Origin of the sequence: Micromonospora sp. WMMD710 (assembly GCF_029626045.1) — a bacterium.
Taxonomy (GTDB): Bacteria; Actinomycetota; Actinomycetes; order Mycobacteriales; family Micromonosporaceae; genus Micromonospora.
Genome location: NZ_JARUBD010000001.1, coordinates 543,174 through 567,125, shown reverse-complemented (window position 1 = coordinate 567,125; position 23,952 = coordinate 543,174). Strand labels below are relative to the sequence as shown.

The following is a 23,952-nucleotide window of genomic DNA, read 5'->3' as shown; positions in this document are numbered from 1 at the left end:
AAGCGGGCCGTTTCGATATGGCCGCTTCCGGGGTAGCGACAAGGTTCACGCTCCCCACCATCAACACAGCAGCACCGACGCGCTGGAGGTTGCGTTGACCGACGACGTCCTGGTCGTGCATGGAGGCACTCCGCTCGAAGGGCGGATCCGCGTGCGCGGCGCGAAGAACCTGGTTTCGAAGGCGATGGTCGCCGCGTTGCTCGGTGACAGCCCGAGCCGGCTGTTCGACGTGCCGAAGATCCGCGACGTCGAGGTGGTCCGAGGTCTGCTCGGTCTGCACGGCGTCAAGGTGACCGACGGCGCCGAGGACGGCGAGCTCGTCTTCGACCCCGCGAACGTGGAGAGCGCCAGCACCGACCAGATCAACGTGCACGCCGGCTCGAGCCGGATCCCGATCCTGTTCTGCGGTCCGCTGCTGCACCGGCTCGGGCACGCGTTCATCCCCGACCTGGGCGGCTGCCACATCGGCCCGCGTCCGATCGACTTCCACCTGCAGGCCCTGCGGGAGTTCGGCGCGACGGTCGACAAGCGGCCCGAGGGTCTGCACCTGTCCGCGCCGAACGGCCTGCACGGCACCAAGTTCGCGCTGCCGTACCCGAGTGTCGGCGCCACCGAGCAGGTGCTGCTGAGCGCGGTGCTGGCCGAGGGCGTCACCGAGCTGCGCAACGCCGCGGTGGAGCCGGAGATCGTCGACCTGATCTGCATCCTGCAGAAGATGGGCGCGATCATCAAGGTGCACACCGACCGGGTGATCGAGATCCAGGGTGTGCCCAAGCTGCACGGCTACACCCACCGGCCGATCCCGGACCGGATCGAGGCGGCGAGCTGGGCCGCCGCCGCCCTGGCCACCCGGGGCCACGTCGAGGTGCTCGGCGCGCAGCAGGCCGACATGATGACCTTCCTGAACATCTTCCGGTCGGTCGGCGGTGAGTACGAGGTCACCGACGCGCGTGCGCCGAAGCTGGGCGACCCGGGCCAGGAGGGCGGCATCCGCTTCTGGCACCCCGGTGGCGAGCTGAACGCGGTGGCACTGGAGACCGACGTGCACCCCGGCTTCATGACCGACTGGCAGCAGCCGCTGGTCGTGGCGCTGACCCAGGCCCGCGGCCTGTCGATCGTCCACGAGACGGTCTACGAGCAGCGGCTGGGCTACACCGAGGCACTGAACTCGATGGGCGCCAACATCCAGGTCTACCGGGACTGCCTCGGCGGCACCCCGTGCCGCTTCGGCCGGCGCAACTTCAAGCACTCCGCGGTGATCGCCGGGCCGAGCAAGCTGCACGCCGCCGACCTGGTCATCCCCGACCTGCGGGCCGGGTTCAGCCACCTAATCGCGGCGCTCGCGGCCGAGGGCACCTCCCGGGTGTACGGCGTCGACCTGATCAACCGGGGCTACGAGGACTTCGAGGCCAAGCTCGCCGATCTGGGCGCGCACGCCGAGCGTCCGTAACCCCGACCACATACTGTTCGCGCCCGGTGCACCGCGATGTGCACCGGGCGCGGCGCGTTGGCTACCCTTGCCGCGTGCCGTCGCTCTTTCGCCGCAAGTCCACCGACCTCGTCGACGAGGCCGTCACCTCGGTGACCCCCGGGGAGACCGCCGACCGTCCCCGGGGTTACACCCCGGCCAAGGGTCGGGAGACGCCGAAGCGGCCGACCGTCGGCCGCCGCCCGGCCGGCCCCAGCCGTCCTCTCACCAAGGAGGAGGAGCGGGAGCGCCGCCGCCAGTTGCGGGCCGAGGCCGCGTCGGAGTTCCGCCGCGAGGGTGGCCCCCGCGACCGGGGCCCGGAGCGGTTGCTGGCACGCAACGTGGTCGACTCCCGCCGTACCGTCGGCACCTGGTTCTTCGGCGGCGCGCTGATCGTGCTGATCGGGTCGAACGCGGCGATGCCGCCGCTGGTCCGGTTGATCTCCAACGTGCTCTGGGGCGCGTTGGCGTTGGGCGTGGTCGTCGACTCGGTGCTGATCTGCCGCAAGATCGGCAAGCTGGTCCGGGAACGCTTCCCGAAGACCGACCAGCGGATGGGCTCGCTCTACCTGTACGCGGTGATGCGGTCGATCACCTTCCGTCGGATGCGCGCTCCGGCTCCTCAGGTGAAGCTCGGCGAGAAGGTCTGAGCGCCGCGCCGCGATGAGCGGCATCGGATGAGCACGAAGCATCCGGGGCCCGGTCGTTCGTTGTACCGTTCGCATAGTTCACCCTGGTGAACAGGTCGTCGCTGTGCGGTGCAACCACACTGATCCCCTGGAGCGAAGCCATGTCTCCCGAGCCGGCCGCCCCGCTGACCACCATCGCCAGCGCCCTGCGTCGGGAACGGGAACGGGTCGGCATCTCCCTGACCGAGCTCGCCCGCCGGGCCGGGGTCGCCAAGTCCACGCTCTCCCACCTGGAGTCCGGGACCGGAAACCCGGGCGTGGAGACGCTGTGGGCGCTCAGTGAAGCGCTCGGCGTACCGCTCAGTCGGCTGGTGGAGCCGGCCGCGGACGGCGTACGGGTGATCCGGGCCGGCGACGGCCCGCAGGTCCGCTCGGAGCAGGCCGACTTCACCGGCACCCTGCTCAGCGCCGGGGCCGCGCATCTGCGGCGGGACATCTATCTGATCAGGTTGGAGCCCGGCGCGGTCCGTACCGCGGACGCGCACACGCCGCGCAGCGTCGAGCACGTGGTGGTCGCTGCCGGGCGGCTGCGGCTGGGGCCCGCATCGGGCCTCGTCGACCTCGATCCCGGAGACTACGCCACGTTCCCCGGCGACGCGCCGCACCGCTACGAGGCGCTGCGTCCGGGCACCTTCGCCGTCCTCGTCATGGAGCATCCCTGACCCTGGGGCGGGTGTCCCGCGCGAGCCGCTGGGCCGATGGTTGGGGTATCGTCGAAGGTCAGATTGGGTTATAGACCCAAATGTCCGAAACCATGGGATAACGTTTGCGCCCATGGGCGGTGCCACAGTGGCGGTGAGAGAGCCCACGCCGTTACCCTCCATCCGCAGCCACGCCCTGCCGGAACGGGCGACCTGACCGGCACGCGAGGCCCCAGCGCGACAATTTGCAACGAGGTGACAACGCCGTGAGCGAGCGGACGCGAGCCGGCCACCGGGGCGTGGCAGGCGGCGACCGGACGCCCGGCGGTCACCGCGGCACGACCGCGGACGGCGCACCTCGGACGGGGATCGGCCCAACGGCCGGGTGTGGCGACGGGCTCGGCGAATGAGCGGGCGCTACACCGACCGGTGGCGGGATCCGAACGAACCGTCCTGGGTGGTCGAACCGACCACCGAGTGGCATCCCCAGTTCCCCGGCCAGCGCTACCCCGGCGACATCGGGATGTCCCACCAACCACCCCCGCCGCCACGCGGCCGGGCCACCGTGGTCGGCCGCACCGAGGTCCCACCACTGGCACCCACCCGCCCCGACGGCACCTACCTCGGCCGATCGTGGGCCGACGAGCCCCCAGCCGAACAGGACCCGTACGGCCGCTCCTGGCCCGACGAGGAGCCGGGCCACGGGCGGTCCTGGGCTGACGACGACCACGGCTACGGCCGTCCCCGCGGCGACGATCGTCCGGTCGAGGCCGCCGGCCACGGCCGGCCCGCCGACACCCGCCAGTACGACCACGAGCCGTACCGACGGCCACTGCCCGAGCCGCCCCGGCGTGACGACCGCCGCTCCGCCGAGCCGGACCGGCGGACCGCCTGGTCCGAGCGACGCTCCGGCGACGAGCGCGCACCGGCCCGCGAGGCCGCCTGGCAGCGTGACCAGCCCGCGACCGAGCGGTACGACACCCGCCGGTCCCGCCACGAGCCGACCGAACGGGACCGGGGATACCCGAGCGCGCCACCGGTCTCCCCCGCACCCCGCACCGAACCCGGTTGGGTTCGGGAACCCGAGGAGCCGCCGCGCCGGCGGGCCGCGCAGGATCGGCCGGCCGCCGACTACGAACGACCCCCCGCCGACGGGTACGGGGTCCGACCCCCCCGGGGTCACGACGGCCGCCCGGTGGACGGCTGGGCCGCCGAGGGAGCCGGCCAGTGGGCGCCCGTGGACAGCCGCCCGCGCTACCGCCCGGACGGTCAGCCCGAGCGGTTGCCCGACGACGCCCGCCGGCCTGAGCGGGCCCCCGACGACTCCCGCCGGCCCGAGCGGGCCGCCGACGACGTCCGGCCGGTGGCACGGGCCCGGCCGGACGCCGGCGTGCCGGTCGAGCGGCGGTACCGCCCGGACGACGGTGGCACCACACCACGGACGGCCGACGACGGACGTCGCCGCCGACCCGACGCGGAGGCACCGGGGCAGCCGCGCAGGGACGACGAGCGACGCCGACCGGACGCCGACCCGCACCGGCAGCAGCCACGCGAGGCGGCGGCCCGCGCCGAGACGTACCCGGACCGACGCCCCCGCGAGGAGGCCCGGCCGGACACGTACCGCGAGGACACGTACCGCGAGGCGCGGCCACAGCCCGGCCACCGACCCGACGGCGGCCTGCCCTGGCCACCGCCGGGTCCGGTGCGCCAGGACCGCGCCCGGGAGGTGGGCCACCGCCCCGAGACGCACCGCACCGCCGAACCACACCGCCCTGCCGACCCCGGCGTGGCGGCGCGGCCGGCTGCCCGTTCCGAGCGCGCGCCGGCCCCGCCACCCCGGCACGACGAGCGGCCCGCGCGTCCCGCCGCGGCGGCCACGCCTCCATCGGCCACCCCTGGTCGGACCGCACCGGTGCCACCGGCGCCCGTGTCCCCGGCCACGCCGGGCACCGGGCGCGCCACCCCGGCCCGCCCGGAGCGACCGGTGTCCCCCGCGCCCGTCTCGCCGGCCGCACCCGACTGGAACCGACCGGTCTCGGCCGCCCCGGTCTCCCCCGCCTGGAACCGACCGGTCTCGGCCGCTCCGGTCTCCCCCGCCTCGACGGGCCACGGGCACCGGGCGACCGACCACAGCCCGCCGCATCGTCCGGATCGGGACCGACCGGTGTCGGCGGCACCCGTCTCACCGGCAGCGGACGTACCCGTCTCCGGCCCGCCGGCCGCCCGGCTCCGGCTGGAGTTCCTGCCCGCGCCGGTGGATCCACCGCGGACCGACGAACCCTCGCTGTCCCCCGAGCGTCGGACGCCGTCCGAGCCGGCGCCGACCGCCCCCGCTCAACCCGCCGCACCGCCGCGCTACCCGGGGGCGAGCCCCGCAGGCCGCTCCGGCGACGGGCGGCGGGGCGACGAGCAGGCAGCCGATAGCCGAACGACCGGCGAGACGGCACCGCCCAACTGGCAGCACCCGGATCGGGCGACCACCCGGCCGACCCCGGTGACCACGCCACCGCCGGGCACGCCCGCAACGCCCGCGATGGACGCCGGTCCGGCGCTTCCGGTCGCCCCGGGCGTGCCGCGCCGCTACGTTCCACCGCCGCCCTCGGAATCATCGGTGCCGCCCGCAACGGAACCGGCCGAGGCTCCGGTGCGGGGGCCGGACGCCTGGTTCAATCCCGCCCAGCAGGCGGAGTCCGACCAGGACGAGACAACGACGGACCATTCGGCGACCGGCGCAGGGTCGGTCCTCGACGACGCGGCCAACTCGTCGCCGGTGACCGCGGAGCGGCAGGAGCGGCGCACGACGTCCGCCGAGCCGACCGCCGGTGGCCCGCCGACGGACCGACGGCCCGACCGGACTGTCGAGCCGGTCGCGCCCCCAGTCTCCGCGCCGCCCGCGTACCCGGTCTCCGCGCCACCCGCGCGCCCGGTCTCCGCACCGCCCGTGTCCGCTCCACCCGCGGCCTCGGTCTCGGCACCACCCGCGAGCCCCGTCTCGGCACCACTCGCGTACCCGGACTCCGCACCGCCCGTGTCCGCACCACCCGCGCGTCCGGTTTCCGCGCCGCCCGCGTACCCGGTCTCCGCGCCACCCGCGTACCCGGACTCCGCACCGCCCGTGTCCGCTCCACCCGCGGCCTCGGTCTCCGCACCACCCGCGAGCCCCGTCTCGGCACCACCCGCGTACCCGGACTCCGCACCGCCCGTGTCCGCACCACCCGCGCGTCCGGTTTCCGCGCCGCCCGCGCGACCCGTGTCCGCGCCCGACGACGCGACGGCGTCCACCGGGTCGCTCCCCGCGTCTGCGGACGGCGAGGCCGCCGGCGACCCCTGGGGCGACGACGACGTAGCTGCGAAGCCCGGACCCGGATCGACGGCGCTCGGGCCGGTGTCCGGTCCACCGGCGCGCCCGGTCTCCGGGGCGCCGAGCGTCACGACGCCGCACGAGCACACCGAACCCGCCCCTGAACCTTCCGGCCGCGCCTCCGAGGTTTCCAGCGAGCCGGCCGACGTCACGGACCCCGAGGCAGCGGCCCGGCCACCGGCGCCGGTCTCGGACAGCGACCACCAGTCGGCTCCCGTCCCGGCCGTCACGCCTGCCGACCCGGACGAGGGCGACCCGGGCGAGGACGACCCGGCGGCCGAGGTGAGCTCCACGCCGCCCGACCACGACGCGGACCAGCCCGTCTCCGCGCCGCCCGTGTCCACACCGGAAGCACCCGTGTCGGGCGTGCCTGCCATGGCCATCCCCGGGCCGCGGACCGGGTCGCCCGGGGAGAACGCACCGGTGTCCGCGCCGCCCGCCGACCCGCCGGAGCCGACCCGTCCGTCGTTGGCCGACCCGGGCGACCCGGAGCAGGTCCTGGGGGCGTACCGCTGGCGGCTGGACCCGGTCACCCTGCGCGAGGAGCTGACCGAGCCCGACGACCTGCGAGCCATCCGGCGGCGGCTGACCGAGAAGTTGGGCTCGGCCATCGACAACCGGACGCGGGCGCGACTGCTCAGCCTGCGGGCGGTGGCCTCCCGGATCCTCGGCGAACTGGACGACGCGCTGGCCGACGGTCGGCTCGCCCTCACCTACGCCGAGGCCACCGGCGAGCTGCGCCGGACCGCGCTGGCCCAGGCCCGGCTGGCCCACGTGCTGCGCTGGCGCGGCGACTTCGCCGAGGCCGACCTGCTGTTCGCCCGGGCGAACTCGATCGAGCTGCCGGACCGGTTGCGGGCCGCGCTGCACGAGCACGCCGGGCGGTCCTGCCACGACCAGGGGCGGCTGATGGAGGCGTGCCACCACTTCGAGCGGGCGCTCGACCTGCGCGGCGCCGGCGACCCGGAGCTGCTGGACCGGGTCCGGGTGGCCCTCGACGCGGTCACCGCCCGCGCGTCGGCGGACGGCTTCGGGCCGTACCCCCGGAGTCGGGACGACATCCTCGACCGTGACCGACCCCCGATGCCGGGCCGGGACGGACCGCTGTGGGGGTACACCGACCCGGACGGCGAGCTGGTCATCCCGGCCCGGTACGCGGAGGTGCAGGCGTTCCACGACGGGCTGGCGTGGGTCCGGCGCCCGGACACCGACCGCTGGTCGCTGATCAACCTGCTCGGTACGACGGTGATCCAGCCGTCGTACCGGATGGCGCGCCCGTTCAGCGACGGCCTGGCGTGGGTGGTCGGCGACGGCGGTTGGACGGCCATCGACGCGACCGGCGCGGTGCAGGTGCCGCCCAACTTCGCCGAGGTGCGCCCGTTCCGGCGCGGGGTGGCCGCGGTACGGCGTGAGGGGTGGGGCGCGGTCGACCGGAACGGCCGGATCGTGGTGCCCACCCGCTACCACGGGTTCAGCACCGAGCTGGCCGACGGCGAGCAGATCGACGGGTTCACCGACGAGGGTCTCGCCGTCGTCGACGTGGCGGGTCGACGCGGTGTGGTGGATCGCTCCGGTGCGGTGCTGGTGCCGCCGGCGCATCCGATGCTGGTCATCCATCCGGTGGCGTTCCTCATCGGCAGCGCCACCGGCCGGTGGGGTGCGCTGGACCGCCGGGGTGAGCCGCTCATCGACCCGGTGCACCGCGACCGGGCCGAGGTGCTCGCGGAGATCGACCGGTTGCTCACCGACGCGAACCCGGTGCTCTGAGACGCCGGTCGGCGATCGTGATCCACCGGGGGCTAGGGTCGGGACGTGAAATTCCGACACCTGGGCCGCTCCGGCCTGATGGTCAGCGAGATCTCGTACGGCAACTGGCTCACCCACGGTTCGCAGGTCGAGGAGGACACCGCCTTCGCCTGCGTGCGGGCCGCCCTGGACGCGGGGATCACGACCTTCGACACCGCCGACGTGTACGCCGGCACCCGGGCCGAGGACGTGCTCGGCCGGGCGCTGGAGAACGAGCGCCGCGAGGGCCTGGAGATCTGCACCAAGGTCTACTGGCCGACCGGGCCGGGTCGCAACGACCGTGGCCTGTCCCGCAAGCACATCATGGAGTCGATCGACGGCTCGCTGCGCCGGCTACGTACCGACCACGTGGACCTCTACCAGGCCCACCGGTACGACCACAGCACGCCGCTGGAGGAGACGATGGAGGCGTTCGCCGACGTCGTGCACTCCGGTAAGGCGCACTACATCGGCGTCTCCGAGTGGACCGCCGAGCAGCTGCGCGCCGCCCACCCGCTCGCCCGCGAGCTGCACGTCCCGCTGATCTCCAACCAGCCTCAGTACTCGATGCTGTGGCGGGTCATCGAGGCCGAGGTCGTACCGGCCAGCGAGGAGCTGGGCATCGGGCAGATCGTCTGGTCGCCGATGGCGCAGGGCGTGCTCTCCGGCAAGTACCTGCCGGGTCAGCCGCCGCCGGCCGGTTCCCGCGCCACCGACGAGAAGTCCGGCGCGAACTTCATCGCCCGGTTCATGAACGACGACGTGCTCACCCGGGTGCAGCGGCTCAAGCCGCTCGCCGAGCAGGCCGGGCTGAGCATGCCCCAGCTGGCCGTGGCGTGGGTTCTGCAGAACCCGAACGTCTCGTCGGCGATCATCGGCGCGTCCCGCCCCGAGCAGGTGCACGACAACGTGAAGGCGGCCGGGGTGAAGCTCGACGCCGAGTTGCTCACGGCGATCGACGAGATCGTCGAGCCGGTCACCGAACGGAACCCGGCGAAGACCGTGTCCCCCGCGCAGCGTCCCTGACGAGAGCCCGGGCCGGTCGGTGCGGATCTCGCGTCGACCGGCCCGGTCGGGTCAGCTCTGCCAGAAGCGGATCAGGTCGAGGCCGACGGCGTAGAGCCACGCCGGCAGGCCGAGCAGGTCACCGACCGCGAAGACCGCGTCGAAGAACCAGCCGCCGATGCGCGGGTTCCACAGCAGCGCGAACAGCAGGATGAATCCGTACGGGGCGAACAGGTCGTACATCTTGCGCCACTGCGGGTTGAGCCACGGCTGGATCATGTTGCCGCCGTCCAGACCAGGCACCGGCAGCAGGTTGAGCACGCTCGCGGTGAGCTGGAGGAACGCCAGCAGCGCCACCCCGGCCCAGAACTCCACCGGGCCGCCGGACTGCGTACCGAGTCGCACCGCCAGCACCAGCACCAGCGTGAACAGCACGTTGGTCGCCGGTCCGGCGAGGCTGACCAGGGTGTGCCGCAGCCGCCCCGGGATGGCGTGCCGGTCCACCCACACCGCGCCACCGGGCAGGCCGATGCCGCCGAGCAGCACGACCACCACCGGCAGCACGATGGACAGCAGCGGGTGGGTGTACTTGAACGGGTTGAGCGTCAGGTAGCCGCGGTGGGCGATGTCCCGGTCGCCGGCCCGGTAGGCGACCACCGCGTGGGCGTACTCGTGCAGGCACAGCGAGACCAGCCAACCGGAGACCACGAACAGGAACACGTTGACGCGGACGTTGCCGTACCCGTTCCAGGTCAGCACCCCGCTGACCGCGAGGAGCGCGACCAGGCCGAGGAAGACCGGGCTGGGCCGGAACGCCGCCCTGGGCACGCCGAGCACCAGCCCGTCGGCGCCCGGCCGGTCGTAGCCCATCACTCGGCCGTGGGTAGCAGGCTCATCCGGTACTCCACCCGGTCGTCCTCGACGAGCGCGACCGAGGTGACGCCGGACGCCGCGAGCTCCCGCCAGGTCTGACCGATCCAGGATTCGGCGTCGGCCTGGCTGCCGAACGACTCCGCCGGTCCCTCGACCGTCTGGCCGTCCGTGCCCTCGTACCGCCAGCTCCACGCCATGCCGCGTCTCCCCTCGCCGCTGAAGTCCCCGTGGGACGAACCCTCGCCAGCGTAGTCGGCCCCGCGCCGGACGGCCGCTCGCTCGCCCCCGCCGCGACCCAAGGGTTGATCAATCCAGGCCGGTACGGCGGCCCGAAGTGAGCGCCGGGCCGGCAGGCAGAGCGACCCGGGCCGGCCTTAAGGTACGGGCATGTCCGTTGACGGGTGGAACACGGTCCTGGTGCTCGGCGGTATCCGGTCCGGCAAGTCGGAGTTCGCCGAGTCCCTGGTCACCGACGCGCCGGTGGTCCGCTACCTCGCCACCGCACCGGAGGGCGACCCGGAGGACACCGAGTGGGCGACGCGGCTGGCGGCGCACCGCTCCCGACGGCCGGGCAGCTGGAGCACCGAGGAGACCGCCGAGGACCCACGCCGGCTGGCCGACGTGCTCGCGTCCGCCGAGCCCAACGAGACGCTACTCGTGGACGACCTGGGCGGCTGGGTGACGGTGCTGCTCGACCCCGACCACCAGCCGGCCGACGACGTGGCGACCATCGCCGAGCTGGCCGAGGCGATCCGCACCTGCTCGGCCCGGGTGGTGCTGGTCAGCCCGGAGGTGGGGCTGTCACTGGTGCCGACCACCCCGCTGGGTCGGGCGTTCACCGACGCCCTGGGCGCGGCGAACCGCGCGGTCGCCGACGCCTGCGACGCGGTGGTGCTGGTGGTCGCCGGCCAGCCGGTCTGGCTGAAGCCGACCGCGGCTTCGCCCGCGCCGGCGGCCCCGGCTACCGCCACCGCGCCGGTCGCGGTGAGCCCGGGCGACACCGAGCCGACCCCCGAGGTGCAGCTGCCGGACGTGCTGACCCACCCCGCGCCGCCCGCCCCGAACCAGGAGCCCGGCAACCCGTGGGCCGCACCGACGATGGCGTTGCCGATGGTGGCGACCGGGCTCGTCATCCAGCCGGGCATGGAACTTCCGATGCCCGACGAGTACACCGGCCCGCAGGCGGTGGACCGACTGGCCACGCTGGACATGCCCGGCGCCGGGCTGGGCGTACTGGACCGGGTGGTCGGCTTCGCCGCCGCCACGCAGGCCACCTCGACGCCGGTCGCCTGGGGCTCGGTGCGGGTGCTGCTGCTGCACGGCGACCACGCCGGCGGGGCGTCGGCCGGCACCATCGCCGGTGACTCGGCGCGCCGGGCCACGCAGGCCCGCGCCGGGCAGGGCGCGTTGGCGCGGCTGGCCGCCGAGAGCGGCGCCAGCCTGCAGGTGGTGGACGCCCCGACCGCGGCGGCCATGGAGGACGAGCCGGCGTTGTCCCCCGCGCAGGTCGAGTCGGCGCTGCGGTACGGCTGGCGGCTGGCCGAGCAGGCCGCCGACGCCGGCGTACAGCTGCTGGTGTTGGGGGCGTGCGGCGCCGGCACCGAGGCGGCGGCCGCGGCGGTCCTCGCGGCGACGGCGGGCGCGGAGCCGCCGGCCGTGCTCGGCCGGGTGATCACCGACTCCGGTGAGATCGACGACGCGGCCTGGATGATCCGCTGCGCGGCGGTGCGCGACGCGTTGCACCGCACCCGGCGTTCGCCGCGCGGCGCCAAGGACGTGCTGGCCGAGCTGGGCGGCGGCGATGTGGCGGTGGCCACCGGCGTGCTGCTCGGCGCGACCGCCCGCCGGGTGCCGGTGCTGCTGGACGGGCCGGTCGGGCTGGCCGCCGGCATGGTCAGCCGCGACCTGGCCGGGCAGGCACGGCACTGGTGCCTGCTCGCCGACCACGGCGGGCACCCCGCGGTGCGGCTGGCCGCCGACGTGCTCGGCCTCACCCCGCTGCTCGACCTTCGACTGGACCTGGGCGAGGGGGCGAACGCGCTGGTCGCGCTCCCGTTGCTGCGCTCGGTGCTGGCGTTGGCCGCCGCGCTGCCCGCCCACCCGTCGCTGGGCGGCGGCGGGCCCGAGCCCGAGCAGCCGGACCAGACCCAGCCGGACTACGCCGAGCCGGACTACCCCGAGCCGGAGCCGGCCGGGCCGGGCCCGGCCAGCACCGGTGCGGACGAGCAGCCGGCGTCGGGCTGGCGTGCCGGCTGAGTCGCGGCTCCTCGCTGGCGCCCGACTGGCGGTCACCACGTTCAGCACGCTGCCGGTGCGCACCGGGCGGATCGACCGCCCGGTGGCCGGCACCGCGATGGCGCTCGCCCCGCTGGTCGGCGCCCTGCTCGGGGCGTTGCTGGCCGGTGTGCTGCTGCTCGTCGGCGCGGTCGCCGCACCGCTGGTCGCCGCCACTGTGACGGTGGGCGCCGCGGCCCTGCTCACCCGGGGGCTGCACCTGGACGGGCTGGCCGACACCGTGGACGCCCTCGGCTCGTACCGCCGGGGCGCGGCCGCACTGGAGATCATGAAGAAGCCGGACGTCGGCCCGTTCGGGGTGGTCGCCCTGGTGGTCGTCCTGCTGGTGCAGGCGGCGGCGCTCACCGACCTGGCCGCCCGGCCCTGGCCGGCGTGTCTCGCGGCGGTGGTCGCGGCCACCGCCGCCGGGCGACTCGGCGTGACCGTGGCCTGCCGTCGGGGCGTACCGGCGGCCCGGCCGGACGGCCTCGGCGCGCTGGTCGCCGGCACGGTCGGCCCGCTGGCACTGGCCGCCGGCGCGGTCACCGTCGTGCTGCTGGCGGTGCCCGCCGTGCCGGGCCGCCCGTGGCAGGGGCCGCTGGCCGTCGTCGCCGCGCTCGCCGTCGCGGTCGCGCTGCTGGGCCACGTGGTACGCCGGCTCGGCGGGATCACCGGCGACGTGCTCGGCGCCACCATCGAGGTGGTCACCACGCTGGTCTACCTGGGTCTGGTGCTGTCCGCCTGAAGCCGGCGCGGCCGGCCGGGTAGCGTTCGCCTCGACAGCACCGGCGCGGCCACCGGGGGAACGAACATGCTCATCACCGACGACTTCCTGCCCGTACCGGTCCCGGAGTCGCTCAGCGCGACCTACCTGGTGCCGATGGCGGGGCTGCCGAAGGTCAGCGCGAAGACGGCGGTGGCGGCGCTGACCGGCCGGCTGGCCGAGCCGGTGCACGGGCTCGCCCGGCAGATGCTGGACAGCCCGCTCATGAGCGTGGACACCCGGCCGATCGCGGAGTTCCCCGAACTGCCGCCGGATCTGCTCACCGCGTTCGGCGCCACCGAGGCGCAGATGGCGCGGCTGGCGGCGGCGACACATCTGGTGGTGGTGCAGGCCGAGTACCGGCCCGGTTGGCCGCCGGCGCACGAGTGGGCGGCTCGGGCGGTGGCGGCGGCGGTCGCCGAGTCCGTCGACGGCGACGTGGTGGACGTTTTCGGCCTGCAGTTCCTCGACCCGGCCACCGCGTTGCGTTCGCTCCCCGACGAGCAGGGCCGCATCCGGCTGGTCGACTGGGTGCTGGTGCCGTACTCCTCGGACACCGAGGGGCTGTGGTTCACCACCAAGGGTCTGCGCCGCTTCGGGCTGCTGGAGTTGCAGACCCAGGGGGTGCCCGACCATCTGACCCGGGCCTGGGGCGCGGTGATGACCGGGGCGGCGCGGCGGCTCCTGCGGGACTGGACCGACGGGCTCGCCGGCGAGGAGGTGCCGGCGTTCGTGCAGCTGCCGGTCCTGGCGACGGTGACCGGGCACGACATCGCGGTGGCGTACGGCAACCCGGAGCAGCATGGCGCGACCGCGCCGGTGCTGCTGCGCCTGGAACTGGACCCGGCGACCGACCCGGAGGCCGACTCGTTCCTCAGCCTGCGCCCGCCGGCCGGGCATCCCGGTCCGGACGGGCGGTACTACGCCGCCGCCTGCGCGACGCTGTTCTCCGGAATCCAGCCGGACGTGCGCTACGCCCGCGCCGGTGACGCGATGAGCCGGGCGGTCGCGACCGCCCGCGCCGCGTTGGGCGACGCGCGGGCACGGTTCGTCGCCGGCGGGCTGCCCGCCGAGTCGCAGCTGGTGGTGAAGTACGGCCTGCCCGGCGACGACGGCCCGGAGTACGTCTGGGCGGGCGTCACCTCGTGGGAGACCCCGGAGCGGATCGTCGGGGTGAGCGCCAGCGACGCCAACACCGACCAGAGCGTACGCATCGGCGCCCCCGTGGTGGTGGAGGCCACCGACGTGGTGGATTGGGCCGTCCTGGACGCCACCGGCGTCATCGAAGGCGGCTGGACCCAGGCCGTCCTGGACTCCGGCGAACCCCCCACCCCAACCCCGTAACCCCCACCCCCCACCGGCCGACAGAGTTGATCATGGGGTTGACGGTGAGTTCGATCTCCGAATGACCCGTCAACCCCATGATCAACCACAGGGGTGCGGCCCCGGGTGGAGTTACTTCACTGAGGGGTTGACGAAGGGGGGTTTCTGCAGGGTCAGGGGGGCGCGGCGGCCTCGGATGTCGATCTCGACCTCGTCGCCGTCGGTCAGGTTGGCGTCGGTGTTCAGCAGGGCCAGCGCGATGCCCTGCTTGCGGGTCGGCGAGAAGGTGCCACTGGTGACCTCGCCGACCCGCTCGTCGCCCACGTGCAGGGTCATTCCCGGTCGCGGGATGGCGCGGTCGACGGCCACCAGGCCGCGCAGCGTACGGCGAGGGCCGGCGGCCTTCTCGGCGAGCAGCGCGTCGCGGCCCCAGAAGGCCGGCTTGTCCCAGCCCACCGCCCAGCCGGAGCGGGCCTGCACCGGCGTGATGTCCAGCGAGAGGTCCTGCCCGTGCAGCGGGTAGCCCATCTCGGTGCGCAGCGTGTCCCGGGCCGCCAACCCGCAGGCACGCAGCCCGAACGCCTCGCCGAAGGCGTTGAGCGCGTCCCAGACGGCCACCGCGTGCTCCGCCGGCACGACAAGTTCGTAGCCCAGCTCGCCGGTGTAGCCGGTGCGGCAGACGGTCAGTTCCACCCCGTCGAGGCTGGCCGCGGAGAAGCTCATGTAGCCGTGCTCGGTGGGCAGGCCGAGGGCGCCCAGCAGGTCGGCCGAGCGGGGGCCCTGCACGGCCAGCACCGCGTACGCCTCGTGCTCGTCGGTGACGGTGACCGACTCCGGCGCGGCGGCGCGCAGCCGGCGCACCACCTCGGCGGTGTTCGCGGCGTTCGGGATGAGGAACACGTGGTCGTCGGCGTACAGGTAGGCGATGATGTCGTCCACCACGCCGCCGGTGGCGTCGTCGCAGCAGAGCGTGTACTGCGCCCGTCCGGGGCCGATGCGGCCCAGGTCGTTGCTCAGGCAGGCGTTGACGAAGTCGGCCGCTCCGGGGCCGCTCACCCGCGCCTTGCCCAGGTGCGACACGTCGAAGACCCCCACCGCGGTACGCACCGCGGTGTGCTCCTTGAGCACTCCGCCTCCGGCGTACTCCAGCGGCATCTCCCAGCCCCCGAAGGGGGCGAACTTGGCGCCGGCGGCGGTGTGCCGCTCGTGCAGCGGGGAACGGCGCAGCCGGGTCGCGGCGGCGTCGGAGGTCACGTCGGTCATGGGTGGCAACTTACCGGGGGCAACGTGGCTGGTTAGCATCGGCGGGACCCCTGCCGGCACGATCGGCGGGACAGCCCTGACGTCTGGCGGGTAGGTTCCGCCGGAGACCTTCATCGCCGGTACGCGACGCCGCGACCGGCCCGGCCCGCCCGGAGTAGCTTCAGTGACATCGCCCCGCACCACCACCCTGAGCCTGGTCGACACCGACCCCGCGGAGCTCGCCGTCGACGCGATCGTGATCGGCGTGCACAGCCAGACCGGAGAGCAGGGCGCCACCAGCGGCCTCACCGGCACCCTCCTGCTCGCCAGCGGCGCGGAGAGCATCGCCGCCGCGTTCGACGGCAAGCTGACCGAGACACTGGCGCTGCTCGGCGCGACCGGTGGCCCGGGCGAGGTGATCAAGCTGGCCACGTTGGGCACGGTCACCGCCCCGCTGGTCGTCGCGGTCGGGCTCGGCGCGGAGCCGTCCGGCGCCGCCCCGGCACCGGAGACGCTGCGCCGTGCCGCCGGCTCGGCCGTCCGCGCCCTGGCGGGCGCGCCGAAGGTGGCGCTGGCCATGCCGCTGCCGGACGACGCGGACGCGCCGGCCGCGCTGCGCGCCGTCGCCGAGGGTGCGCTGCTCGGCGGGTACCGGTTCGCCGGCTACAAGACCCGGCCGCAGCCGACCCGGCGCGAGCCGGTGGCCGAGGTGCTGATCGCGGTGCCGGACGCCGGCGACGCGGGCGCCCAGGCGGAGATCACCCGGGCGCAGGCGGTGGCCGGCGCGGTCCGGCTCAGCCGGGACTGGGTGAACACCGCGCCGAACGAGCTGCGCCCGCCGTCGTTCGCCGACGCCGTGGCCGGTGCCGCCCGCGACGCGGGCCTTGAGGTCGAGGTGCTGGACGAGGCGGCGCTGGCCGCCGGCGGGTACGGCGGCATCATCGCGGTCGGGCAGGGCTCGGAGGCGCCGCCGCGGCTGGTGAAGCTCACCTACACCCCGCAGGGCGGCGGCAACGGCAAGCGGGTCGCGCTGGTCGGCAAGGGCATCACCTTCGACACCGGCGGCATCTCGATCAAGCCGGCGCAGGGCATGTGGGAGATGAAGTCCGACATGGCGGGCGCCGCCGCGGTGGGTGCCGCCATGCTGGCGATCGCGGCGCTGAAGCCGTCGGTGGCGGTGAGTGGGTACCTGCCGATGGCGGAGAACATGCCGTCGGGCACCAGCTACCGGCCGGGCGACGTGATCAGCATGTACAGCGGCAAGAAGGTGGAGGTCCTCAACACCGACGCCGAGGGCCGGATGGTCCTGGCCGACGCGATCGCCCGCGCCTGCGAGGACGGCACCGACTACCTGTTCGAGACGTCCACCCTGACCGGCGGCCAGGTGATCGCGCTGGGCAAGCGGATGGCCGGCGTGATGGGCACCCCGGAGCTGTGCGAGCGGGTCCGGGTGGTCGGCGACGCGGTCGGCGAGCCGGCCTGGCCGATGCCGCTGCCGGACGACGTGCGCAAGGGCATGGACTCCGACGTGGCGGACATCTCGCAGGTCAACGCCGGGATGGACCGGGCCGGTCACATGCTGCAGGGCGGCGTGTTCCTGCGCGAGTTCGTGGCCGACGACGTGGCCTGGGCGCACATCGACATCGCCGGGCCGGGCTACCACTCCGGTGAGCCGACCGGCTACTGGACCAAGGGCGGCACCGGCGTGCCGGTCCGCACCCTGGTGCAGCTGGTCGAGGACGTCGCCACCAACGGCTGATGTCGCTGATCGGGGCGCCCGTCGTGACGGGCGCCCCGATCACCGTTCGGGGCGGCGCTTGCGTCGCTCGTTGTAGTCGCGCATCCGCTGCGGGTAGCCCATCAGCCGGACGTCGTACACAGGGATGCCCATCCGGTACGCGAAGCGCCGGGCGCCGTCGGGGCCGTCGATCCGCCGGCGGGTCCACTCCCCGTCGTCGGCGATCAGGATGACGGTGGTCTCCGTCACGGTCGTGCGGGGCTCGATGAACGCCTCGACGCCCCGCCGACTCCGGATGAAGTTCTCCAGGTGGGTCAGATCGCCTCGGTCGGCCGCGCGGTCGTGACTCGGCACACGCGCCTGTTTGCGGCGCCGGAACAACCCCACCGGACCTCTCCCCCACCTGACGTCATCGACAACGGAGCCAAGGGTACGTGTCGATGACGTGTCGTTGGGCACCTCACTACGCACCCCGTGCCCAGTGGTGACAAGATGACCGAGGTGGGGTGTGTCCGTGTTAACCCGTAGTGACCCCCGAATGCAGTGACGCGACCTGGGAGTTGGACGTGAGCGAGCCGAACGAAGCGACCTTCGACATCGTCATCCTCGGAGGTGGCAGCGGCGGCTACGCGGCGGCGCTGCGCGCCGCCCAGCTGGACCTCTCGGTCGCGCTGATCGAGAAGGGCAAGCTCGGCGGCACCTGCCTGCACAACGGCTGCATCCCGACGAAGGCGCTGCTGCACGCGGCCGAGGTCGCCGACCAGACCCGCGAGTCGGAGCAGTTCGGTGTGAAGGCCGAGCTGGTGGGCGTCGACATGGCCGGGGTCAACTCGTACAAGGACGGCGTGATCTCCCGCCTGTACAAGGGCCTGCAGGGCCTGGTGGGCGGCTCGAAGAACATCACCTTCGTGGCCGGCGCCGGCAAGCTGGTCGGCACGAACGTCGTCGAGGTCGACGGCAAGCGCTACACCGGGCGCAACCTGATCCTGGCCTCCGGCTCGTACGCCAAGAGCCTGCCCGGCCTGGAGGTCGACGGCGAGCGGATCATCACGAGCGACCACGCGCTGACCCTGGACCGCGTGCCGTCGTCGGTGATCGTCCTGGGTGGCGGCGTGATCGGCGTCGAGTTCGCCAGCGTGTGGAAGTCCTTCGGCGCGGACGTGACGATCGTCGAGGCGCTGCCCCGGCTGGTCGCCGCCGAGGACGAGGAGTCGTCGAAGGCGCTGGAGCGGGCGTTCCGCAAGCGGAAGATCAACTTCAAGGTCGGCAAGCCGTTCGAGAAGGTCGAGAAGACCGAGAACGGCGTCAAGCTCACCATTTCCGGCGGCGAGACCGTCGAGGCCGAGCTGCTGCTCGTCGCCGTCGGTCGCGGCCCGAACACCGCCAACCTCGGGTACGAGGAGCAGGGCGTCAAGATGGACCGCGGTTACGTGCTGACCGACGAGCGGCTGCGCACCAGCGTGCCGAACGTCTACGCGGTCGGCGACATCGTGCCCGGTCTCCAGCTCGCGCACCGCGGCTTCCAGCAGGGCATCTTCGTCGCCGAGGAGATCGCCGGGCAGACCCCGGCCGTGATCGACGAGGTGGGCATCCCGCGGGTCACCTACTGCGACCCGGAGCTGGCGTCGGTGGGTCTCACCGAGGCGAAGGCCAAGGAGCAGTACGGGGCCGACAAGGTCCAGGCGTACAACTACTCGCTCGGCGGCAACGGCAAGAGCCAGATCCTCAAGACCACCGGCTTCGTCAAGCTGGTCCGGGTCGAGGACGGCCCGGTCGTCGGCGTCCACATGGTCGGCGCCCGGGTGGGTGAGCTGATCGGTGAGGCGCAGCTCATCTACAACTGGGAGGCGTACCCCGCCGAGGTCGCCCAGCTCGTGCACGCCCACCCGACCCAGAACGAGGCCCTGGGCGAGGCGCACCTGGCCCTCGCCGGCAAGCCGCTGCACGCGCACGCCTGATCACCCAAACCGCGGCGTCCGGCGACGGGCGAAGATCCCCCAAGGGGAATGAAGGAGTCTGGAGAACATGCCGGTATCGGTCACCATGCCCCGGCTCGGCGAGAGCGTCACCGAGGGCACCGTCACGCGCTGGCTCAAGCAGGAGGGCGACACGGTCGAGGTCGACGAGCCCCTGCTCGAGGTCTCGACCGACAAGGTCGACACCGAGATCCCGTCGCCCGCGGCGGGCGTGCTGAGCCGGATCGTGGTCGGCGAGGACGAGACCGCCGAGGTCGGCAGCGAGCTGGCCGTCATCGCCGGTGAGGGCGAGTCGACCGGTGGCGGCGAGGCCGCCCCGCAGGAGCAGCAGCAGGCCCCGGCCGAGTCGGTCGAGCCGGTCACCGAGCCGACGGCCGCCGCCGAGGGCACCGCCGACGAGGTCGCGCAGGACGAGGCACCGGCCGAGGCGCCGGCGCCCGCCCCCGCGTCGTCGGGCGAGGGCACCGCGGTGAAGATGCCGGCCCTGGGTGAGAGCGTCACCGAGGGTACGGTGACGCGCTGGCTCAAGCAGGTCGGCGAGACCATCGAGGTCGACGAGCCGCTGCTGGAGGTCTCCACCGACAAGGTGGACACCGAGATCCCGTCTCCGGTCGCGGGCACCGTGCTGGAGATCAAGGTCGCCGAGGACGAGACCGCGGCGGTCGGTGCCGACCTGGCCATCATCGGCGTCGCCGGTGGTGCGCCCGCCCAGGCGAAGCCCGAGCCGAAGCCCGAGCCGACGGCGGAGGCCGCGCCGGCGCCGAAGGCCGAGCCGAAGCCGGAGGCGAAGGTCGAGGAGCCGACGCCGGGCATGTCGTACAACGAGCCGGCCGCGGAGACCGAGAGCTCGGCGCAGCCGGCGAAGACCGAGCAGGCCGCGCAGCCGTCCGCGCCGACGTCGACGCCGCCGCGCCCGTCCGCGCCCGCGCAGGGTGGCGGCGAGGAGGTTGCCGGGTACGTCACGCCGCTGGTGCGCAAGCTGGCCAGCGAGCACGGCGTCGACCTGTCCACGCTCAACGGCACCGGCGTGGGTGGCCGGATCCGCAAGCAGGACGTCCTCGACGCGGCCGAGAAGGCCAAGGCCGCCAAGGCCGCGCCGGCTCCGGCGGCTCAGCCGGCCGCCGCGCCGTCGGCCGCCGCGGCGAAGCCGGCCGCCAAGCCGCAGCCCAGCGCCAAGCGGGGCACCACGGAGAAGCTGCCGAGGATCCGCGCGACCATCGCCAAGCGGATGCAGCAGTCGCTGCACGAGACGGCGCAGCTGACCACGGTCGTCGAGGTCGACGTCACCAGGGTCGCCAAGCTGCGGACCCAGGCCAAGGACTCGTTCCAGGCCAAGCACGGCGTGAAGCTGTCCTTCCTGCCGTTCTTCGCTCTCGCCGCCATCGAGGCGCTCCAGACGCACCCGATCATCCAGGCCAGCATGGACCTGGAGGGCGGCACGATCACGTACCCGGCCGCCGAGCACCTCGGCATCGCCGTGGACACCGAGCGCGGGCTGCTCGTGCCGGTCATCCACAACGCCGGTGACCTCAACATGGGCGGCATCGCCAAGCGGATCGCCGACCTGGCCGAGCGCACCCGGGCCAACAAGATCACTCCGGACGAGATGGCCGGGGCGACCTTCACGCTGACCAACACCGGCAGCCGGGGCGCCCTCTTCGACACCCCGATCGTGCCGTCGCCGCAGTCGGCGATGCTCGGCACGGGTGCCGTGGTGAAGCGTCCGGTCGTGGTCAACGACCCGGACCTGGGCGAGGTCATCGCGGTCCGGTCGATGGTCTACCTGGCCATGTCCTACGACCACCGCCTGATCGACGGCGCCGACGCGGCCCGCTTCCTGACCTCGGTCAAGGAGCGGCTGGAGGCCGGCAACTTCGAGTCGGAGCTGGGTCTGGCCTGATCCTGCGTCAACGCCGAAAGGGCGCCCCGGTCGTCGACCGGGGCGCCCTTTCCGTTGTCCGGTGCTCAGCCCTTCATCGTCCGGTGCTCAGCCCTTCATTGTCCGGTGCTCAGCCCTTCAGCAGGGCTGTCGACACCTCCCAGAGCCGCTCGGCGGCCTCCGGGTCCAGGGCGTACTCGGCGACGCCCGTCCGCCCGCCGGGCGTGGCGGGGGCGGCCTCCTGACAGTCCTCGAAGTAGCGCCCGCCGACACCGTCGAGCAGCGGCGACGCGGCGGCCAGCACCGACGTGGCGGCACCCTGCTCGACGCTCTTCCAGGCTGCCGCGTTGCCCGAGCGCAGCCGGTTCAGCTCCTCCTCGCTGACGTAGCGCTGGAGGTTGGTCCGGATCGCGCCGGGCATCAGCGAGTTGGTGAGGATGCCGTCGTCCGCCCAGCGGCGGGTCGCCTCCACGGCGAACAGCACGTTGGCCGTCTTCGACTGCCCGTACGCCTGCCACGGCTCGTACTCCCGGCGCTCGTACTGGATGTCGTCGAAGACCACCGGTGAGCGCAGGTGGGCGGCGGAGCTGACCGAGACGATCCGGGCCCCGTCCGCGGCGGCGAGCGCCTGGCGCAGCCCGGTGGCGAGCGCGAAGTGCCCGAGGTGGTTGGTGGCGAACTGCATCTCCCAGCCCTGCGGTGTCCGGCTCAGGGGTGCGGCCATGATGCCGGCGTTGTTGACCAGGATGTGCAGCGGGCCGTCCCAGTTGGCCACGAAGTCGGCGACCGAGCCCTGATCGGCGAGGTCGAGCGGGGCGACGAGGATGTGGTCGCTGCCGGTGGTGGCGGTGATGTCGTCGGCGGCCTTCCGGCCGGCGTCGGTGTTGCGGACGGCCAGGGTGACCTCCCCGCCGGCGCTGGCCAGGGCACGGGCGGTCTCCACGCCGATGCCGGACGATCCGCCGGTGACGATCACCCGCCGCCCGACGAGGTCGATGCCCTTGATCACGTCCATGGCGGTGGAGTGCGGGCCGAACGAAGTGGTGATCGGGTTGCTCGTCGTCATGATCCATCCTTGTCCGGGGAGGGCGGCATGCGGGCGGACGCGCTGCGCAACCGCGAGCGGCTGCTGGAGGCCGCGGTCCAGGCGTTTTCCCGCCCCGGCCCGGAGGTAACGCTGTTGGATGTCCCGGTTCGTCGACTACCTGGCCACCAAGCGGGGCATGGCCGACGCCCTCCGCCTGGTGATCGCCTCCGGTGCCAATCCGTACGTCCAGAGCCGCGACCGCCTGCTGGAGGCGCTCGGCCGGCCGCTCACCGCGGGCGGCGCAGCCGGCACCGTGCGGGCCGACGTCGACGTCGCCGACGTGCTGGCCGGCCTCAGCGGGATCAGCCTCGCCGCCGGCGAACGCGACCAGACCGACCGCCTGCTCGACCTGCTGATGGACGGCCTGCGCCACCGCCGGACGGACTGACCGGTTCCTGCCTCCGAGCAGGCCGGACGCTGCCAGAGTGGGACCGTGGGCGGCTACCGGCGGGGCGGGCAACTGGGACCGGCCGTCCCGATCGCCCCCGGCGCCCGGGTGGACAAGTTCGAGGTCTTCTTCGACCTGGTCTTCGTCTTCTCGTTCTTCATCATCACCCGGGCCACCGCCGCGAACATCTCCGGCCGGCAACTGCTGCACGCCGGCCTGGTGCTCGCCGTGCTCTGGTGGTGCTGGGTCGTGCACAGCCTGGTCGCCACCCGGGTCCGGCTCGGCGAGGGTTACGTCCCGGTGCTCATGGTGGTGGCGATGGCCGCCCTGTTCGCGTTTGCGCTGGCGCTGCCGCAGGCATTCAGCGACCCGAAGGGCAGCACCGCCGGCCCGATGCTGGTGGCCATCAGCTACGTGGTGGTCCGCGGCATCCACTGGGTCCTCTATCAGCATGTCGTGCGGGACAGCCCGCAGGAACGCCGGCAACTACGGCGGTTCGCCCCCGAGCTGGCGGCCAGCATCGTCCTGCTGCTGGCCGCCGCACTCGTCCCGCCCCTGATCGACGACCCCGGCCGGGCGGCGCTGGTCCGCGACTGCCTGTGGATCACCGTCGTGGTCGTCCAGTACGCCACCGGCTTCATCGTGGGCACCTGGGGCTGGGGGGTGACCAGCGCCGAGCACTGGACCGAACGCTACGACCTCATCCTGATCATCGCGCTGGGTGAGTCGGTGATCTCCACGGGCGTCGGCGGCAACCTGCTCGGCAAGCCGGTCACCTGGCCGGCGGTGGCGGCAGCCACGCTCAGCATCGTGGTCACCGCCGCCCTCTGGTGGGCGCACTTCGACTTCATCGGTCCGGCCGCCCGGATCGCCCTGCACGCGGCCGAGGGCAGCCCCCGGGTGGCGATGGCCCGCGACGCGTACGCGTACCTCTACCTGCCCATGATCGCCGGGGTGATCCTGTTCTCCATCGGCAACGAGGAGATCCTGCACCACATCACCGACCCCGCCGGCGGGATCACCGAACGGATCGAGGGACCGGCCGTACCGATGCTCTTCGGCGGGTTGATCTGCTACTACGCCGTCAACATCCTGTTCCAGCTCCGTACCCTGCACACCGTCACCTGGACCCGCGTCGGCGTCATCGCGGCGCTGACGGTCGCCCTGCCGATCGGCCAGCACCTGCCCGCGCTGGGCGCGCTCACCCTGGCGACCGTGATCTGCGTGGCGCTGGTCGCCGTGGAGGTGCTGGTGATGTCGAAGTCCCGGCACGCGCTGCGCGCCGTCGTCTTCCAGGAGCGAACCAGCCACGAGGCCCACGAGGCCGCGTGGCGTGCGCGCTGGCACGACGTCCGGGAGACCGACGAGCCCACCACGCCGTGAGCCCGCCGGGATAGACTCCCCGGCCAGCGTCGCGGTGCACCCGGCACGAAGGCCGCCGTGGGCATGGAGGCGCGGGG

18 protein-coding genes are annotated in these 23,952 nt (G+C 73.7%); 13 read left to right on the top strand and 5 right to left on the bottom strand.

The annotated features are described in order from the left end of the window. The first annotated feature begins 94 nt into the window (after positions 1-94). From murA to O7620_RS02730, 5 genes are all read left to right on the top strand, one after another. A complete protein-coding gene (murA, locus tag O7620_RS02750; RefSeq protein ID WP_347403749.1) occupies positions 95-1,450 on the top strand; it encodes a UDP-N-acetylglucosamine 1-carboxyvinyltransferase in 1,356 nt (451 codons plus the stop codon). A gap of 74 nt (positions 1,451-1,524) precedes the next feature. Further along, positions 1,525-2,118, top strand: coding sequence for a DUF3043 domain-containing protein (locus O7620_RS02745; protein ID WP_151492129.1), 594 nt, complete (start codon positions 1,525-1,527; stop codon positions 2,116-2,118). 140 nt (positions 2,119-2,258) lie between these two features. Then, a complete protein-coding gene (locus O7620_RS02740) occupies positions 2,259-2,819 on the top strand; it encodes an XRE family transcriptional regulator (RefSeq protein ID WP_151492130.1) in 561 nt (186 codons plus the stop codon). 385 nt (positions 2,820-3,204) lie between these two features. Continuing rightward, a complete protein-coding gene (locus tag O7620_RS02735; RefSeq protein ID WP_278121739.1) occupies positions 3,205-7,926 on the top strand; it encodes a WG repeat-containing protein in 4,722 nt (1,573 codons plus the stop codon). A 45-nt stretch (positions 7,927-7,971) separates the two neighbouring features. Continuing rightward, positions 7,972-8,970, top strand: coding sequence for an aldo/keto reductase family protein (locus O7620_RS02730; RefSeq protein ID WP_278121737.1), 999 nt, complete (start codon positions 7,972-7,974; stop codon positions 8,968-8,970). 51 nt (positions 8,971-9,021) lie between these two features. Here the strand turns inward: O7620_RS02730 and O7620_RS02725 are convergent, their stop codons facing one another. Further along, positions 9,022-9,819 carry a site-2 protease family protein gene (locus tag O7620_RS02725; RefSeq protein WP_278126824.1) on the bottom strand — a complete coding sequence of 266 codons (798 nt, stop codon included), beginning with the start codon at positions 9,817-9,819 and terminating at the stop codon, positions 9,022-9,024. Continuing rightward, positions 9,819-10,019: a hypothetical protein gene (locus O7620_RS02720; RefSeq protein ID WP_030337978.1), complete on the bottom strand. Its 201-nt coding sequence runs from the start codon at positions 10,017-10,019 to the stop codon at positions 9,819-9,821. Before O7620_RS02720 ends, O7620_RS02725 begins: the two co-directional genes overlap by 1 nt. Before the next feature lie 190 nt (positions 10,020-10,209). Between O7620_RS02720 and O7620_RS02715 the strand changes: the two genes are divergently transcribed. The 3 genes from O7620_RS02715 (at position 10,210) to O7620_RS02705 (ending at position 14,203) form a co-directional block, all read left to right on the top strand. Then, positions 10,210-12,078, top strand: a complete 1,869-nt coding sequence (locus tag O7620_RS02715) for a bifunctional adenosylcobinamide kinase/adenosylcobinamide-phosphate guanylyltransferase (RefSeq protein ID WP_278121735.1) — start codon at positions 10,210-10,212, stop codon at positions 12,076-12,078. Further along, on the top strand, positions 12,068-12,841 hold the full coding sequence (locus O7620_RS02710) for an adenosylcobinamide-GDP ribazoletransferase (protein WP_278121733.1): 774 nt from the start codon (positions 12,068-12,070) through the stop codon (positions 12,839-12,841). Before O7620_RS02715 ends, O7620_RS02710 begins: the two co-directional genes overlap by 11 nt. 66 nt (positions 12,842-12,907) lie before the next feature. Beyond that, positions 12,908-14,203, top strand: coding sequence for a DUF2314 domain-containing protein (locus O7620_RS02705; protein WP_278121731.1), 1,296 nt, complete (start codon positions 12,908-12,910; stop codon positions 14,201-14,203). Between the two features lie 111 nt (positions 14,204-14,314). On the opposite strand, the gene gcvT is transcribed toward O7620_RS02705, so the two are convergent. Then, complete coding sequence (gene gcvT / locus O7620_RS02700) at positions 14,315-15,445, bottom strand: glycine cleavage system aminomethyltransferase GcvT (RefSeq protein ID WP_278121730.1); 1,131 nt, start codon at positions 15,443-15,445, stop codon at positions 14,315-14,317. A 163-nt stretch (positions 15,446-15,608) separates the two neighbouring features. Between gcvT and O7620_RS02695 the strand changes: the two genes are divergently transcribed. Continuing rightward, positions 15,609-17,183 (top strand): leucyl aminopeptidase, encoded by a 1,575-nt coding sequence (locus O7620_RS02695; RefSeq protein WP_278121728.1) that lies wholly within the window; start codon positions 15,609-15,611, stop codon positions 17,181-17,183. 39 nt (positions 17,184-17,222) lie between these two features. Here O7620_RS02695 and O7620_RS02690 read toward each other — a convergent pair whose 3' ends face one another. Continuing rightward, positions 17,223-17,549 carry a hypothetical protein gene (locus tag O7620_RS02690; RefSeq protein ID WP_151492520.1) on the bottom strand — a complete coding sequence of 109 codons (327 nt, stop codon included), beginning with the start codon at positions 17,547-17,549 and terminating at the stop codon, positions 17,223-17,225. A gap of 140 nt (positions 17,550-17,689) precedes the next feature. Here O7620_RS02690 and lpdA point away from each other — a divergent pair, with 140 nt between their 5' ends. Together lpdA and sucB are read left to right on the top strand one after the other, a co-directional pair. Further along, on the top strand, positions 17,690-19,120 hold the full coding sequence (gene lpdA / locus O7620_RS02685) for a dihydrolipoyl dehydrogenase (RefSeq protein WP_278121726.1): 1,431 nt from the start codon (positions 17,690-17,692) through the stop codon (positions 19,118-19,120). A gap of 67 nt (positions 19,121-19,187) precedes the next feature. After that, a complete protein-coding gene (sucB, locus tag O7620_RS02680; protein ID WP_278121724.1) occupies positions 19,188-21,038 on the top strand; it encodes a 2-oxoglutarate dehydrogenase, E2 component, dihydrolipoamide succinyltransferase in 1,851 nt (616 codons plus the stop codon). Positions 21,039-21,147: 109 nt separating this feature from the next. Here sucB and O7620_RS02675 read toward each other — a convergent pair whose 3' ends face one another. Beyond that, entirely contained in the window at positions 21,148-22,083 is a 936-nt protein-coding gene (locus O7620_RS02675) for an SDR family NAD(P)-dependent oxidoreductase (protein WP_278121722.1), read from the bottom strand. 118 nt (positions 22,084-22,201) lie between these two features. Here O7620_RS02675 and O7620_RS02670 point away from each other — a divergent pair, with 118 nt between their 5' ends. Both O7620_RS02670 and O7620_RS02665 read left to right on the top strand, forming a co-directional pair. Continuing rightward, positions 22,202-22,492, top strand: coding sequence for a hypothetical protein (locus O7620_RS02670; protein ID WP_278121720.1), 291 nt, complete (start codon positions 22,202-22,204; stop codon positions 22,490-22,492). A 45-nt stretch (positions 22,493-22,537) separates the two neighbouring features. Then, entirely contained in the window at positions 22,538-23,875 is a 1,338-nt protein-coding gene (locus O7620_RS02665) for a low temperature requirement protein A (RefSeq protein ID WP_278121719.1), read from the top strand. The last annotated feature ends 77 nt before the right edge of the window (positions 23,876-23,952 follow it).

What these genes read in the sequence shown, in the direction of transcription:
- O7620_RS02740 (WP_151492130.1), top strand. Translation starts at nt 2,259, where the DNA reads ATGTCTCCCGAGCCGGCCGCCCCGCTGACCACCATCGCCAGCGCCCTG.
- O7620_RS02735 (WP_278121739.1), top strand. Translation starts at nt 3,205, where the DNA reads ATGAGCGGGCGCTACACCGACCGGTGGCGGGATCCGAACGAACCGTCC.
- O7620_RS02725 (WP_278126824.1), bottom strand. Translation starts at nt 9,819, where the DNA reads ATGGGCTACGACCGGCCGGGCGCCGACGGGCTGGTGCTCGGCGTGCCC.
- O7620_RS02720 (WP_030337978.1), bottom strand. Translation starts at nt 10,019, where the DNA reads ATGGCGTGGAGCTGGCGGTACGAGGGCACGGACGGCCAGACGGTCGAG.
- O7620_RS02715 (WP_278121735.1), top strand. Translation starts at nt 10,210, where the DNA reads ATGTCCGTTGACGGGTGGAACACGGTCCTGGTGCTCGGCGGTATCCGG.
- O7620_RS02705 (WP_278121731.1), top strand. Translation starts at nt 12,908, where the DNA reads ATGCTCATCACCGACGACTTCCTGCCCGTACCGGTCCCGGAGTCGCTC.
- gcvT (WP_278121730.1), bottom strand. Translation starts at nt 15,445, where the DNA reads ATGACCGACGTGACCTCCGACGCCGCCGCGACCCGGCTGCGCCGTTCC.
- sucB (WP_278121724.1), top strand. Translation starts at nt 19,188, where the DNA reads ATGCCGGTATCGGTCACCATGCCCCGGCTCGGCGAGAGCGTCACCGAG.
- O7620_RS02675 (WP_278121722.1), bottom strand. Translation starts at nt 22,083, where the DNA reads ATGACGACGAGCAACCCGATCACCACTTCGTTCGGCCCGCACTCCACC.
- O7620_RS02670 (WP_278121720.1), top strand. Translation starts at nt 22,202, where the DNA reads ATGTCCCGGTTCGTCGACTACCTGGCCACCAAGCGGGGCATGGCCGAC.